Raw genomic sequence first — 13955 nt, 5'->3', positions numbered from 1 at the left:
GGCGGGCGGCCCTGCCTCCCTACGCTCGGCGACACCGGGTCGGCCACCGCGTACGGCGCCCGGCGAGGCAGGACGGGGGACCACCGTGAGGATCCGTCACCGAGCGGCCGTGATCGGCGTGCTGGTCATGGCGCTGCTGCTCGCGGGCTGCACCGGCAACCGACCACCCGGGTCCGGCGATGCGGCGTCGACCCACCCGGTCACCAGCGCCGCGGCCACCGCGGCCCCGGTCGACATCGACGCCGCCACGGTCCGCTCCGGCGCGGCCGAGGACCGGATCGGCCGGTCACGCATCGAGCACCTCGAGGTCGACGGGGCGACGGTGGTGGCCCCGGTGGACCGCGGGACGGACCGGTGGCAGCTGCGACGCAGCACCGATGCCGGCCGCACCTGGACGGAGTCGAGCGTGCAGGGTCTCGCGGGGATCGACGCCACCATGATCGGCGCCGACGTCCGGCTGCTGGCGCACCGCCCGGGCCAGTGGCTGCTCCTGCTGCACGACCCGGCCGATGCGTCGTCGCGCTACACGGTCGCCACCAGTGCGGACGGTGCGGTCTTCCGGGTCGTGGGAAGCCGGCTCGACGTGCGCGCAGACGAGACAGTGGAGCGGGTGCTCGGCACGCGGTCCGGTTGGGTCCTGGTGACCTCCGCCGTCCGGGCGGACCGGCCGGACCTGCTGCGCACCCGGCGCAGCGCCGACGGGGGGCACTGGGACGGGGCCGTCGAGATCCGGCCGACGGTGGACGACTTCATCCTGACCGTGGCCGCCGCCACGACGGACCGCATCGCCCTCGGCGGGGTGACGGTCCGCGGGCCCCTGGCCGACGGCGTCTTCCGCGGCGCGATCGTCACCTCGACGGGCGGCACCGCACCCGGTCAACCCGGACGACGACTACGCCCGGGTGGACGCTCTGCAGTACGCCGGCGACACCCTGGCCGCGAGCGTGGAGGCGAGTCACCCGGACCTCGACGTGCGGACGGAGTGGGCGCAGTTCCGCGGGGACACGGTCACCCGTGACGTCGTCGACGAGGTGCGCCGCGCTCCGGCCGGAGGCGCCTTCGTCACGGGCACCGACCCGGTGAACGAGACCCGGGCGCTGTCGCTGTCGGGTGGCTCCCGGCTCCTGGTGCAGAGCATCGGCGACCGGGCGCAGCGGCACACCCAGGTGCATCTCGCCGGCCCAGGCACCGCGCCCTTCAGCCCGGTCACCCTGCCTCCCGAACCCGCGGGCAACGAGCGGTTCATCCGCACGGCGCGGCCGGTGCCCGGCGGTCACCTGCTGGTGTGGAACGACTACGCCGGCGGGGGCGTGCGGTCCCGCGTGCTGTTCGTCGGCCCGTCCGGGCGGACCACCGAGCGCACCCCCGCCCTGCCGGACGAGGGCACGCCTCGCAGTGCGACGGTCAGTGGGCCGGTCGGCGGCGACGGCGCTCCCCTGCTGGGGTCGATCGGTCGGCAGGCGGTGCTCCTGGCCGGGCCGCCCGCCCGGACGCTGACCGTGCAGGCCACCGTCACCCTGCCCGACGGCTACCGGGTGGACCGGGTCGCCGCGGGCGCCGGCGGGTATCTGGCCACCGGGTGGAAGCAGTACTCGCTCCGGCCGGCGCCGGCGATCTTCACCAGCCGCGACGGCGTGACCTGGCGGACCGGTTCCGGTGACCCCCTGGAGGCCCGTCACCGTGGGACCGATCTGGACCTGACCGGGGCGGTCCGAGCAGGGTCCGCATGGGTCGTGGTGGGCACCGAGACCGCCGAACGGGTCACGCGCGGGGTCGCCCTGGTCTCCCGGGACGGATCGAGCTGGTCGCCACTGCGCCCACGGGCGCTGGACGGCACCGTCACGGCTGACACCCGGGTGACTGCGCTCACCGCCGGTCGGGCGGGCCGGGTGCTCGCCGGGGGCTCGGTGACCACGCGGGACGGCTGGCGACCCACCGTCTTCCCGGGCGGACAGACGGCCGTCTCCTGGGGCCGGATCCTGCTGCGCCTGCCGGCGGGGTCCGTGTCGGGGTCGGTCGACCAGCTCGTGGCGGACGGCACGCACCGGCTGGCCTCGGGCTCCTGCCCCACCCGCACCGGTGACCGGCACTGTGTCTGGACGTCCGCGGACCAGGGAGTCACGTGGCGGCCGGCCACGGTGGTCAGGGCCGCGGACCCCGCCGCCCGGGTCGTCTCGGTCGACCCGTTCGCGACGGGCCGCCGGCCGGGGATCGCCGTCGTCGAGGAGAAAGCGGGGCAGCGGTCCGTTGGCATCGTCGCCGTCGATGCCGACGGCGGGTACGGCCGGCGACTCCCGGTGGACACCGGCGCCTTCACCGCACGCTCGACGACGATGCTGGCGGCCGTGCTCGGCCGGGGCAACCTGCTGCTGTCGGGTACGACGGGGCCGGGTGCCGGGGAACACGCCGTCACCACGGTGCAACCGATCGATCCGACCGCCTTCGCCCCGCCCGCCGGCGGCCCGACCCCGTCCAGCTCCCCGTCCCCGTCGTCGTCACGCGGATCGAGCGGTTCGGGCGGCTCGGGCTGAACCGGGCGGCTCGGGCTGACGCCGCCGGCTCGGGCTTACCCGGGCGGTTCGGGCTGATGCGGACGCGACGACGGGCCGGCGGACGGGATGTCCCGTCCACCGGCCCGCCGTCGTCGCGCGGTTTGCCGGCTCGGTCAGCGGCGGGCGACCGCCGTGACGCCGAGGTCCGAGTTGTCGGTGAACACCGAGTCCACGCCGGCGGCGACGAAGGTGCGGATCTCCCGGACCAGGTCACCCGGGGCGGCGGGATCGCTGCCGCGCCGGTAGTCGACCGGCAGGAACTGGTTCTCCCGCCGGAAGGTCCAGCCGGTCACGGTCAGCCCGGCGCGGTGGGCGTCCCGGATCACCGGGGTGGGGCGCTTCGCCAGCGTGCCGTTGGGGTTGCGCGGGATCATCACGTCCTTGCAGAAGCTGACGTCGTCGGCGTACCGGGCGATCTGCCGCAGGCCGCCCGCCGTGACGAGCTGCTGGTAGGTGCGCGGGGTGCCGGCGGAGGTCAGGTCGTACGGGCTGCCCTGGCAGTCGATCAGCTGGCTCAGGGTGACCGGGGTCTTGCGGTTCAGCGTCTTGAGGTTGCTCGTCTCGAAGCTCTGGATGATCACCGGGGCGTGCGGACGGTTCAGGCCGGCCGCGCTCAGGTCGGCGACCAGCCGGTCCTCCAGCGGCAGCCCGAGAGAGCGGAAGTACGTCGGGTGCTTGGTCTCCGGGGCCACCCCGACCGGCTTGCCCGCGCAGGTACGGGAGTGGCGGGCCAGGTCGAGGACCTCGGCGAGGGTGGGCACCCGGTACATCCCGTCGTAGGCCGTGTTCTGGGGTCGCACCTGCGGCAGCCGCTCGACGGCGCGCAGGGTGCGGAGCTCGGCCAGGGTGAAGTCCTCCGTGAACCAGCCGGTCAGCATCGTGCCGTCGACGGTCTTCGTGGTGCGACGGTCGGCGAATTCCGGGTGGTTGGCCACGTTCGTGGTGCCACTGATCTCCGGCTCGTGCCGGTCGACCAGCACCCCGTCCCTGGTCGCCACGACGTCGGGCTCGATCACGTCGGCGCACTGCCGGATCGCCAGCTCGTAGGCGGCCAGGGTGTGCTCGGGCCGGTAGCCGCTGGCGCCGCGGTGAGCGATCACGGTGGCGGTGTGAACGGGCGCGGCGATCCGAGCGGCCGGGTCGATGACGATCATCTCGGTGTCGTCCGGGGTGCCCGGCCGACGCGCCGCGTCGCCCGGGTAGTTGTTGTCGTTGGCCAGCAGCAGCGTGCCGTCCCGCAGGGGCACGAGCGTCTCCACGGAGCGGTAGCCGAACGCGTAGGGGTCGCCGGTCCCCCACCCGCCGCCGGCGCTGATCCGGGACGGGTCGGTGATGGCGAGCAGATCGGCCACGAGGCTCTTGGCCAGGGTGCCGCCGGCCTCGGTCCGGCCCAGCTGCACCCGGTAGACCCTCTTGGTGACCGCGGCGTCGCCGTCCTGGTCGTCGCGCTCGAGGATCAGCAGACTGCCGTCGCGCATCATCTGCGCGTCGCCGACCAGGTTCTCGTCGGTGTCCACCCGATAGGTCCAGTTACGGCCGGTGTACCGGCCGGTGCGCGTGTCGACCTGATTGATGACGCGGGCCCGCGGATCAGAGGCGGTGGTGGTCGCCTTCTCCAGCACGGGGTACAGGTACCGGCCGTCGCGCGAGGCGGCCATCGCCTCGAATCCGCCGCTGGCCTGGGTCAGCGGTGCGCCGGTGCCCGCGCGGGGGTTCTGCGGGGAGCCGCCGCCCGGGAACGGCAGCGGGGCGCGCAGCAGCCTGCCGTTCGCGTCGAACTGCAGCACGAAGGGGCCGAACTCCTCGCCGATCCAGAAGCTGCCGTCCTTACCGCGCTGCAGGGACTCGATGTCGAAGTCCCCACCGGTCAGCTGCCGACCGGCGGTGTTCTCGTTCACGATCGGGAAGCCGGTGCGGTGGCGCGGGTCGGAGAGGGTGATGAAGTTCAGTACCCGGACGGTCCCCGGACCGCGTCCGGCCTTCTTCCACAGCGGCTTGACGCGATAGATCCGCAGCAGGAAGTCGGCCGAGTTGGTCTTCGCCCCGAAACCGTTGTCCGGCATGGCCCAGAAGGTGCCGTCGCCATTGTCGATCGCGGCGGAGAAGCCGGGGATCACCTGGCCGGGGAAGGGGCCGGTGCGGCCGTTGGCGGGGGTGGCCTGGGCGCCCGACGGCGGCCCGGGCTGCGGGGCGTCGGCCGGCAGGGTCGCCCGGGCGATCAGCCGAGGCGCGGTCGCCTGGACCCGGCCGGGCTTGCCGTGACCGGAACCTCGGTCGTCCGGCGTGGTCGGGGCGTTCGTCGGCGCCTTCGTCGGGGCCGGGGTCGTCGTCGGGGTTGGGGCGGTCGTCGGGGTCGGGGTCGGGGCGGCTTGCGCGGGTCCGACGACGAGGCCGGCCAAGGCGGATGCGGCCACGACGGCGGCGAGCGTTCCGCCGGTCAGACGGCGGAGAAGGCCGCCGGGGGTGGGGGTGTGGTGATCCATGGTGCGCTCCTGGGGAGAGGTCGCGAGTGAGGATGACCGTCCGATCCCACCACCGTCCGGTGGCGCCGGGAAGGACGCGCCGTGACGTCCGGGTGAACGACGTCACTCCGGGGCGGGCCGTGGCAATGGAAGACTGGGCCGGTGCGTGCCGTCCTGCAGCGAGTGAGCCGAGCCCGGGTGACCGTCGAAGGCGCCGTCGTCGGTGCGATCGACGAACCGGGTCTGCTGGTGCTGCTCGGCGTCACCCACGAGGACACCGAGGCGACGTGCGCGGCCGTGGCCGAGAAATGCTGGCGGCTGCGGATCCTCGACGGGGAGCGCTCGTGCGCGGACGCCGGGGCACCGTTGCTGGTGGTCAGCCAGTTCACCCTGTACGGGGACGTGCGAAAGGGTCGCCGGCCGTCGTGGAGCCGGGCCGCCGGGCGTGACCACAGCGAACCGTTGTACGAGCGGTTCGTGGCCGAACTGCGCGAGCGGGGCGCCCGCGTCGAGACCGGGGTGTTCGGCGCCATGATGGACGTGGAGTCGATCAACAGCGGCCCGTTCACGGTGTTGGTCGACAGCGCCGACTTCGCCCCACCATCTCCCTGATCCCGTTCGCCGACGGCCCCGCCCGGGTCGGCAGCGCCGTTCGCCGGCGGCCCCGCCCGGGTCGGCAGCGCCGTTCGCCGGCGGCCCCGCCCGGGTCCGCAGCAGAGTTCTGGGTCGGGTACTCAGAACGGCGGCGGTTCGGGATCGGTCAGGTAGCGTCGGCCCGCGGGCGAGGTCCACTCCAGGGTGGCTGCCCGCGAAGCGGCGCCCGGTACGGCCCCACGCACCGCCTCGACCGACCACCCGGAGTGGTGCTTGAGGACGTGATGGGTGCGGCACAGGTGGGCGAGATTGTCCGACGTCGACCGCCCGCCGTCGGCCCAGGCGATCACGTGGTCGACATCGCAACTCTCGGCCGTCCGCCGACAGCCCGGGAACCGACAGGTGACGTCGCGGATCGCCAGTGCGCGATGCAGCGCCCGCGGCAACCGGTACTGCTCCCCCGCCGTCCAGGTGACGGGAACGACCATCCCGAGCGGATCGCTCCCGAACGGTGGTGCGGCACCGCTCTCGGGTGGCGGGTCACCGTCCGGGGCCGGTCCGGCACCACCGGGTGCCAGTGCCGCGTCGGGTGGTCGTGCAAGGTCGGGCCTGGACGCCGATCCCGTGGGCGGACCAGTGTACGAACCTGGTCCGGGAGCGCATCGCGACAGCGATGACCCCGGCCGCGCACCTGTCCAGCGCTCGGAGGTCACCGCAAGGGTGAACGACGGCGCGAGGGCGGCGAGGCGACGGGCATCGGCCGCGGCGACGGGGCCGAACATCCCGAGTATGCCGGGATCGTCACCGCCCAGCAGGGTCTCAGCCGACACCGTGAGCGTCAGTCCGGGAACGGGACCATCATCCGTGCGTCTGACCACTCCGTCGAGCGGCGATTCACCCGACTCGCGGGGCGGCGAGCCGTTCGATGAATCGGCCGGCGGCGAGCAGCCGTCCGGCGTGATGCCCGTGCCGCCGAGGCCGCCGAGCAGGTCCACCAGGACGTCGGCGCGCAGCTGAGCGAGTGTGCGGTCATCCGCCGGCACGGGTCCCGGAGAGGCAGCGGCATCGGTGCCCGGATCGCCGACATGCGGCGCGGACGTCGTGGTATCGGTCCCCTCACCGCCGTCGCTGACAAGCGTCGCGCGGAGCTGACGCGCCAACGACGAGAGCCGGCCGTCGACTCGGTACGCCACCGCGGCGGGAAGCAGGGCAGTGAGCGTCGCCATCCCGTCGGGCCGGGAGAAGATCCTGACGTATCGCTCAGCGCACGCCTCCCGGTGCCGCTGGGCGAAGGCGACGGGGTGGCAGGCTTCACGAACGCGGCGAGCGCGGGCGTTCAGCTTGGTGGTCGACTCCCCCCGCTCCGCGGCCGGCAGCAATGCCTGCTCGGTGGTGTCGATCGCTCCCTCCAGTGCCGCCTCCATACCGGGATCGACGCCCTGTTCGAGCCGGTCGGCATACTCGGCGGTCGCGCCCGCGATCGCCGCCGCAGCCGGACCCGAGATCCGGCCGGTCCGCAGCGCGGCGTCCGTGTCGGGGAGACGTTCGGCCAGCAGCTCCGCGCTTCGCAGCAGCGTGGTGACCGCGTCTTCGCTGATCCGCAGAGCGCAAGCGATCTCCGCCACGCCGCTCCGGTGACCAACCGCGAGCCGGTCGGAACGGCTCAAACCCCGCGACGGCTCCGACTCGTCGTCGAACCAGCGCGGATGCGCGTCCACCCACCGTCCGTGCGCGGCCTGGGCCGCAGAGGCCGCCGCCGCCGCGACCCGATGCCTGGCCCACGCTACCCACGACTCGAGCCGCCGGAGGTCCTCGAGAGCCGTCACCGCCGAGCCCAGCGCGACGGCATCCCCCTCCGCACGACCAGCGTCGACGACGGCGGAGACCGCCCCGACGGCCGCGAGCAGCTCGAACGACGTCGGACCGTTCGGCCTGCGCCGAGCGGGCGCGGTCAGGGAGAAGAGGGCGTCCGTCGACGGGCCGAGGCCTCCGGCGACCCCCGTGTCCGCGGAGCCCGTGTCGATCGGCGGCCGGGACTCACCCGGCGACGGTGCCGGTGCGGGGCGTTCGGTCAAGGGTGCCTCCATGACCCCACTCCACCAGCCCCCACCGACAAAACTCGCCGCCGACGAGCCGGCACCGACGCCAGGCGGCAAACCCTGCCCAGCCCCGCGTCCACGCGGGTCGGCAGCGAATCCGATCGGCGGCCGGGACTCACCCGGCGACGGTGCCGGGCGTTCGGTCGTCGATGCCTCCATGACCCCACTCCACCAGCCCCCACCGACGAAACTCGCCGTTGTCCGATCGGTACACGATCGGCCTGGTCAGCGGGCACTCGACCGGGGCATGATGCACGCAGGACGCCGATGCGGCCGGCCGGAACGGGAGGCGACATGCGGGGACGAATGGCGCGCAGAGCCGTCGCCGCGCTCGCGCTGGTCGCGCTGGCGACCGGGTGCTCGGCGCCCCCGACGACGACCGCCGGGCCTCCGGCGGCGACGGCGCCGACCGTGGCCATCACGACCACCGTGGCTCACGGCAGCAGCGCGAGCTGGGCCCGCGCCTACCCCACCCTGGCGAGCCTGACGGCGGACGCCGACGTCGTCGTGCGCGGCACCGTCAGCCGGGGACAGCGCCTCGTCGTCGAGAACGGGATGCCCCACACGGACTCGCCCGTCACGGTCACCGCCTGGCTGAAGGGGTCGACCGCGCACCGTCGTCGTCCGGCAGGGCGGGGGCGTCGTCGACGGTGTGCAGGTCCACACCCCGGACGCCCCGCTCCTGCACCCGGGCGACGACGAGATCCTGTTCCTGCGCGCCACCGGACGCTCCGGGGACGACGACGTGTACGTCACCCTCTCCGGGCCGTCCGGCAGACTTCGCGTCGCGGCAGGGACCGTTCGCCTCTACCCGGGCACGTCCCTCACCGAGGGTCTACCGACCACGGTCGATGCCGTGACCGCGCGGATCCGCGGCCACGCGGCGACCGGCGGCAGCCGCTGAGGGCTCAGGCGTCCTCGGGGTCCGCCGGTTCGGTCGTGATGCCGGTGCCGCCCTCGGGCTCGTTCCTCGCCGCCTGCGACGTCGTCTCGGGCTTCGCGTCCACGCCGGCCTCCTTGCGCTGCTCCGGGGTGATCGGGGCGGGCGCCGCGGTGAGCGGGTCGTAGCCGCCACCGGTCTTCGGGAAGGCGATCACCTCGCGGATCGAGTCGTACCCGGCCAGCAGTGCGACGACGCGGTCCCAGCCGAAGGCGATGCCGCCGTGCGGCGGGGCGCCGAACTTGAAGCCCTCGAGGAGGAAGCCGAACTTCTCCTGCGCCTCGGCCTCGCTCAGCCCCATCACCGCGAAGACGCGTTCCTGCACGTCGCGGCGGTGGATACGGATGGAGCCGCCGCCGATCTCGTTGCCGTTGCAGACGATGTCGTAGGCGTAGGCCAGCGCCGAACCGGGATCGGTGTCGAACGTGTCCAGGAACTCCGGCTTGGGCGAGGTGAAGGCGTGGTGGACGGCGGTCCAGGCGCCGTGCCCGACGGCGACGTCGCCGGAGGCGACCGCGTCGGCGGCCGGCTCGAACAGGGGCGCGTCCACGACCCACACGAACGCCCAGTCCCCGTCCTTGATCAGCCCGGTCCGGTGGCCGATCTCGACGCGCGCCGCGCCGAGAAGCGCGCGGGAGGACTTGGCGTCTCCGGCGCCGAAGAAGATGCAGTCCCCCGCGGAGGCGCCGACGGCGTCGGCGAGGCCGGCCCGCTCGGTGTCGGTGAGGTTCTTGGCGACCGGCCCGGTGAGCTCGCCGCCCTCCTGCACGAGCACGTAGGCCAGGCCCTTCGCGCCGCGCTGCTTGGCCCACTCCTGCCAGGCGTCCAGCGTGCGCCGCGGCTGGGAGGCGCCGCCCGGCATCACCACGGCACCCACGTACGGCGCCTGGAACACGCGGAAGGTGGTGTCCTTGAAGAAGGTGGTCAGCTCGGTCAGCTCCAGGCCGAACCGCAGGTCCGGCTTGTCGGAGCCGTACCTGGCCATCGCGTCGGCGTAGGTCATCCGCGCGATGGGCCGCGGGATCTCCACGTCGATCAGCTTCCACAGCGCCGCGACGATCCGCTCGCCCAGGTCGATGATGTCGTCCTGCTCGACGAAGGACGCCTCGATGTCCAGCTGGGTGAACTCGGGCTGCCGGTCGGCGCGGAAGTCCTCGTCGCGGTAGCAGCGGGCGAGCTGGTAGTACTTCTCGATCCCGCCCACCTGCAGCAGCTGCTTGAACAGCTGCGGGGACTGCGGCAGGGCGTACCAGCTGCCCGGCGCCAGGCGGGCCGGGACCAGGAAGTCACGGGCGCCCTCGGGCGTGGAGCGGGTCAGGGTCGGCGTCTCCACCTCGGTGAACCCGTCGTCGTGCAGCAGGTCCCGCGCCACCTTGTTGGCGGTCGAACGCAGCCGCATGGCCGCGGCCGGGCCGGGCCGGCGCAGGTCGAGGTAGCGGTGCCGCAGTCGGGCCTCCTCGCCGACCTCGACGTGCTCGTCCACCTGGAACGGCAGCGCCGCGGCGGTGTTGAGCACGACGACGTCGTCGGCCATCAGCTCGACCTCACCGCTGGGCAGCCCCGGATTCTCGTTGCCCTCGGGCCGGCGCTCGATCGCGCCCGTGACCTGGAGGACGAACTCGTTGCGCAGCCCGTGGAAGACGTCCTCGTCGCGCACGACGACCTGGACGATGCCGCTGGCGTCCCGCAGATCCAGGAACGCGACGCCGCCGTGGTCACGCCGGCGGGCCACCCACCCGGCGACGGTGACGGTCTGTCCGATCTGCTCGGCCGACAGGGAGCCGGCCTCATGGGTGCGCAGCACAGGGGTCCTTCCGAAGAACAAGGGGAAACGTCCGGTCGATTCTACCGACCGAGAGCGGGAGGGGCGGGTCAGTCGCCGGGGACGACGCGCGGCAGCAGGTCGTCGGCCGGCGGCGTCCAGGTCTCCGGGTCCGCGGGCACCTGCTCGCCGGAGCGGATGTCCTTGACCTCGTGGCGGACCGTGCCGTCGTCATCCACCGAGGTGAACCAGACGAACGGGATGCCCCGCCGGTCGGCGTACTTGATCTGCTTGCCGAACTTCGCGGCGGTGGCGGCGACCTCCGTGGGGATGCCGCGCGCCCGCAGGCCGGTGGCGACGTCGTCGGCGGCGGCCCAGCCGTCCTCGTCGGCGAGGCTCACCAGCACCGCGGTGGGCACCGGGCGAGTCGCGACGGCCAGCTTCTGGGCGAGCACGCGCGCCAGCAGCCGGGTGACGCCGACGGAGAGGCCGACGCCGGGGAAGCGCCGGTCGCCCTTGACGGCGAGGGCGTCGTAACGCCCGCCCGAGCAGATGGAGCCGAGCGACTCGTGGCCGACCATGACGGTCTCGTAGACGGTGCCGGTGTAGTAGTCCAGCCCACGGGCGATGGACAGGTCGGCGACCACCCGGCCCGGCGCGCGCCGGCTCGCGAGCCCGATCACCTCGGCGAGCTCGCTCAGGCCCTGCTCGAGCAGCGGGTGCTCGACGCCGAGGGCCCGGACCTGCTCGACGAACCCGGTGTCGGGGGTGCGGATCGCGGCCAGGGCCAGGGCGGCGCGGGCCTGCTCCTCGGTGGCGCCGGCCGTCGCGACCAGCTCGGCGACGACGCCGCTCTCGCCGATCTTCTCCAGCTTGTCGACGGCGCGCAGCACCGCGGTCGGGTCGTCGAGGCCCAGTCCCCGGTAGAAGCCCTCGGCGAGCTTGCGGTTGTTGATCCGGATGACGAAGTCGCCGATCGGCAGGGCCGCCAGGGCCTCGGCGGCGATCAGGGCCATCTCGACGTCGTACACGAAGGGCAGCTCGCCGTCGCCGACGACGTCGATGTCCGCCTGGGTGAACTCGCGGGCCCGGCCCTCCTGGGGCCGCTCCCCCCGCCAGCACTTCTGGATCTGGTAGCGCCGGAACGGGAAGGAGAGGTAGCCGGCGTTCTCGACGACGTACCGGGCGAAGGGCACGGTCAGATCGAAGTGCAGGGCCAGCTGCTGCGGGTCGGTGCGGCCGCCGCGCTCGTCCTCGTCGGCCTGCAGCCGGCTGACGGCGTAGACCTCCTTGTCGATCTCGCCCTTCTGCAGCAGCGAGCCGACGGTCTCCACGGCGCGGGTCTCCAGCGAGGAGAAACCGTGCAGCTCGAAGGTGCGGCGCAGGCTGTCGAGCACGTGCAGCTCCACCACCCGTTCGGCCGGAAGCAGTTCCGTGAAGCCGGACAGGGATGCTTGACGTGCCATGGAGCGGCAACACCTTTCGATTCGACGGTTCCGCGCGTGGTCGCGACCGGGCGTCGCGCGCGTCCGTCAGTCTATTCTCCGGTCCCCGTCCCGCCCCAACCGGGCCCGCGGGTCGGTCCCCGCCACGCCCGTCGCCGCTCGTCGCGCGCGATGCGGGCGGCGAACCTGTGACGCTAGACTCATCCTCCTGAGTCATGTCGCCGGTGCCTGTCTTCGGCAGTATCCGCCCGTCCGGGTGCCGGTGCAGATCCGAGAAGGAAGTTCCAGCGGTGACACACAGTCAGCAATCCGACGAACGCAGCGTCCGCCCCGATGTCCAGGACGCCGACCAGTATGCCGACCCGGCCCCCGAACCGGAGCGGCGCGAGACCACGGACCTTCCCGATACGGGTCGGCACGAGAACGACCAGCCGGACACTTTCACCGAGGACACCGACCCGGCCGACGGCGCACCCGTGCCGGGCGCCCCGGCCGAGTCCGACGGCGGTGAACGCCCGGTGGATCCCGCCGCGGACCCCGATTCCGATTCCTCCTCCCTGGAGCAACCCAGCGCCGAGCCGGGCAGCACCGGCCCGGACGGCACTCAGGACGCCTCTCACGACGCCGGTGCGGACACCGTCGCCACGCCACCGGCAGCCACCGACCGGCCGGCCTCGCCGGCGCCCGGTGGAGCCCGGCCCGGCCCGCCGAAGCCGGCGGCCCCGCGACCCGGCCCCCGACCGGTACCGCACGCCCCGGCCGCGTCCGGCCCCCGGCCCGAGACGACGTCGCTGCCGGTGATCGCCCCACCGACGCCGTCCATGACGCTCGAGGAGGCCTCCCGGTGGGGCCGCGTCGACGGCGACGGCACCGTGTACCTGACGGTGGACGGGCAGGAGCAGGTCGCCGGTCAGTACCCCGGGGCGTCCGCGGACGAGGCCCTCGCCTACTTCGTGCGCAAGTTCGACGAGGTGCGGGGCAAGGTGGAGCTGCTCGAGCAGCGGGTGTTCGCCCACGCGCCGAGTACCGACATGCGTCGCACCATCGATCACGCCCGTGAGCAGCTGGCCGAACGCGCCCTCGTCGGCGACGTCCGCGATCTCGAACACCGCCTGGACGCCCTGGCCGAGAAGATCGGTGCCCTCGAGGGCGAGGAGAAGCAGGCCCACGAACAGGCCCGCCGAGAGGCGGTGAGCGCCCGCGAGGCGATCGTGACCGAGGCCGAGGAGCTGGCGGCCAAGGATCCCACCACCGTGCAGTGGAAGGCCAGCAGCACGCGGATGAACGAGCTGTTCGACGCGTGGAAGACGGCGCAGAAGAGCGGCGTGCGCCTCCCCCGCAGTGCGGAGGACGGGCTGTGGAAGCGCTTCCGCACCGCCCGCACCACCTTCGACAAGCACCGTCGGGCGTATTTCTCCCAGCTCGACGACGCGAACGCCACCGCGCGCAAGGAGAAGGAGAAGCTGATCGCCGAGGCGGAGTCCCTCTCCGGGTCGACCGACTGGGGGGCGACGGCCGGCGAGTACCGCCGCCTGATGGACCGCTGGAAGGCATCCCCCCGGGCCAGCCGCAAGGACGACGACGCGCTGTGGGCCAGGTTCCGGGCCGCGCAGGACGCGTTCTTCTCGGCGCGCACGGCGGCCAACGCCGCGGTCGACGCCGAGTTCGCCCAGAACCTGACGGCCAAGGAGGAATTGCTCCGCGAGGCGCAGGGGTTGCTGCCCGTCACCGACCACGCCGCGGCGCGCAAAGCCCTCGGGTCCCTCCAGGACCGGTGGGAGGCGGCGGGCAAGGTGCCGCGCGGTGACATGCACCGGATGGAGTCCGGCTTCCGTGCGGTCGAGGAGGCCGTGCAGAAGGCCGAGCGTGACCACTGGCGGCGCTCCGACCCGGAGACGAAGGCGCGCACGAACAGCGCGCTGAGTCAGCTCGAGTCGACCATCGCCTCGCTGCAGGACGACCTCACGGCGGCGGAGTCCGCGGGCGACGCGTCCCGCGTTGCGCGGGCTCGGCAGGCGCTCGAGGCTCGTCAGCAGTGGCTGGAGACACTGCAGCGCTCGGCCCAGGACTTCCGCTGACGGGTACTCCCGGCCCGTGACGG

Annotated in this window: 9 protein-coding genes; 5 read left to right on the top strand and 4 right to left on the bottom strand. The window is 73.5% G+C overall.

Annotated elements, in window-relative coordinates:
• Positions 1 to 85: 85 nt before the first annotated feature.
• Entirely contained in the window at positions 86 to 1018 is a 933-nt protein-coding gene (locus tag IEX22_RS03305; RefSeq protein ID WP_188666274.1) for a hypothetical protein, read from the top strand.
• Positions 903 to 2531, top strand: coding sequence for a hypothetical protein (locus IEX22_RS03300; RefSeq protein WP_188666272.1), 1629 nt, complete (start codon positions 903 to 905; stop codon positions 2529 to 2531). Before IEX22_RS03305 ends, IEX22_RS03300 begins: the two co-directional genes overlap by 116 nt.
• A 134-nt stretch (positions 2532 to 2665) precedes the next feature.
• Here the strand turns inward: IEX22_RS03300 and IEX22_RS03295 are convergent, their stop codons facing one another.
• Positions 2666 to 5035 (bottom strand): esterase-like activity of phytase family protein, encoded by a 2370-nt coding sequence (locus IEX22_RS03295; RefSeq protein WP_188666270.1) that lies wholly within the window; start codon positions 5033 to 5035, stop codon positions 2666 to 2668.
• Positions 5036 to 5176: 141 nt separating this feature from the next.
• Here IEX22_RS03295 and dtd point away from each other — a divergent pair, with 141 nt between their 5' ends.
• On the top strand, positions 5177 to 5626 hold the full coding sequence (gene dtd / locus IEX22_RS03290) for a D-aminoacyl-tRNA deacylase (protein ID WP_188666268.1): 450 nt from the start codon (positions 5177 to 5179) through the stop codon (positions 5624 to 5626).
• Between the two features lie 122 nt (positions 5627 to 5748).
• Here dtd and IEX22_RS15755 read toward each other — a convergent pair whose 3' ends face one another.
• Positions 5749 to 7683 carry an HNH endonuclease signature motif containing protein gene (locus IEX22_RS15755; protein WP_229659742.1) on the bottom strand — a complete coding sequence of 645 codons (1935 nt, stop codon included), beginning with the start codon at positions 7681 to 7683 and terminating at the stop codon, positions 5749 to 5751.
• A 676-nt stretch (positions 7684 to 8359) separates the two neighbouring features.
• On the opposite strand from IEX22_RS15755, the gene IEX22_RS03280 reads away from it, so the two are divergent.
• Positions 8360 to 8611, top strand: a complete 252-nt coding sequence (locus tag IEX22_RS03280; protein ID WP_188666266.1) for a hypothetical protein — start codon at positions 8360 to 8362, stop codon at positions 8609 to 8611.
• Between the two features lie 4 nt (positions 8612 to 8615).
• On the opposite strand, the gene aspS is transcribed toward IEX22_RS03280, so the two are convergent.
• The gene (aspS, locus tag IEX22_RS03275) at positions 8616 to 10451 is read right to left on the bottom strand and encodes an aspartate--tRNA ligase (protein ID WP_188666264.1); all 1836 of its coding nucleotides are present in this window, start codon (positions 10449 to 10451) and stop codon (positions 8616 to 8618) included.
• Between the two features lie 68 nt (positions 10452 to 10519).
• Positions 10520 to 11875, bottom strand: a complete 1356-nt coding sequence (hisS, locus tag IEX22_RS03270; RefSeq protein ID WP_188666262.1) for a histidine--tRNA ligase — start codon at positions 11873 to 11875, stop codon at positions 10520 to 10522.
• Between the two features lie 455 nt (positions 11876 to 12330).
• Between hisS and IEX22_RS03265 the strand changes: the two genes are divergently transcribed.
• Positions 12331 to 13932 (top strand): DUF349 domain-containing protein, encoded by a 1602-nt coding sequence (locus IEX22_RS03265; protein WP_438816586.1) that lies wholly within the window; start codon positions 12331 to 12333, stop codon positions 13930 to 13932.
• The last annotated feature ends 23 nt before the right edge of the window (positions 13933 to 13955 follow it).

It is taken from the genome of Tersicoccus solisilvae (assembly GCF_014643255.1).
GTDB classification, from domain to species: domain Bacteria; phylum Actinomycetota; class Actinomycetes; order Actinomycetales; family Micrococcaceae; genus Tersicoccus; species Tersicoccus solisilvae.
This window is presented reverse-complemented; position numbering and strand designations above follow the sequence as displayed.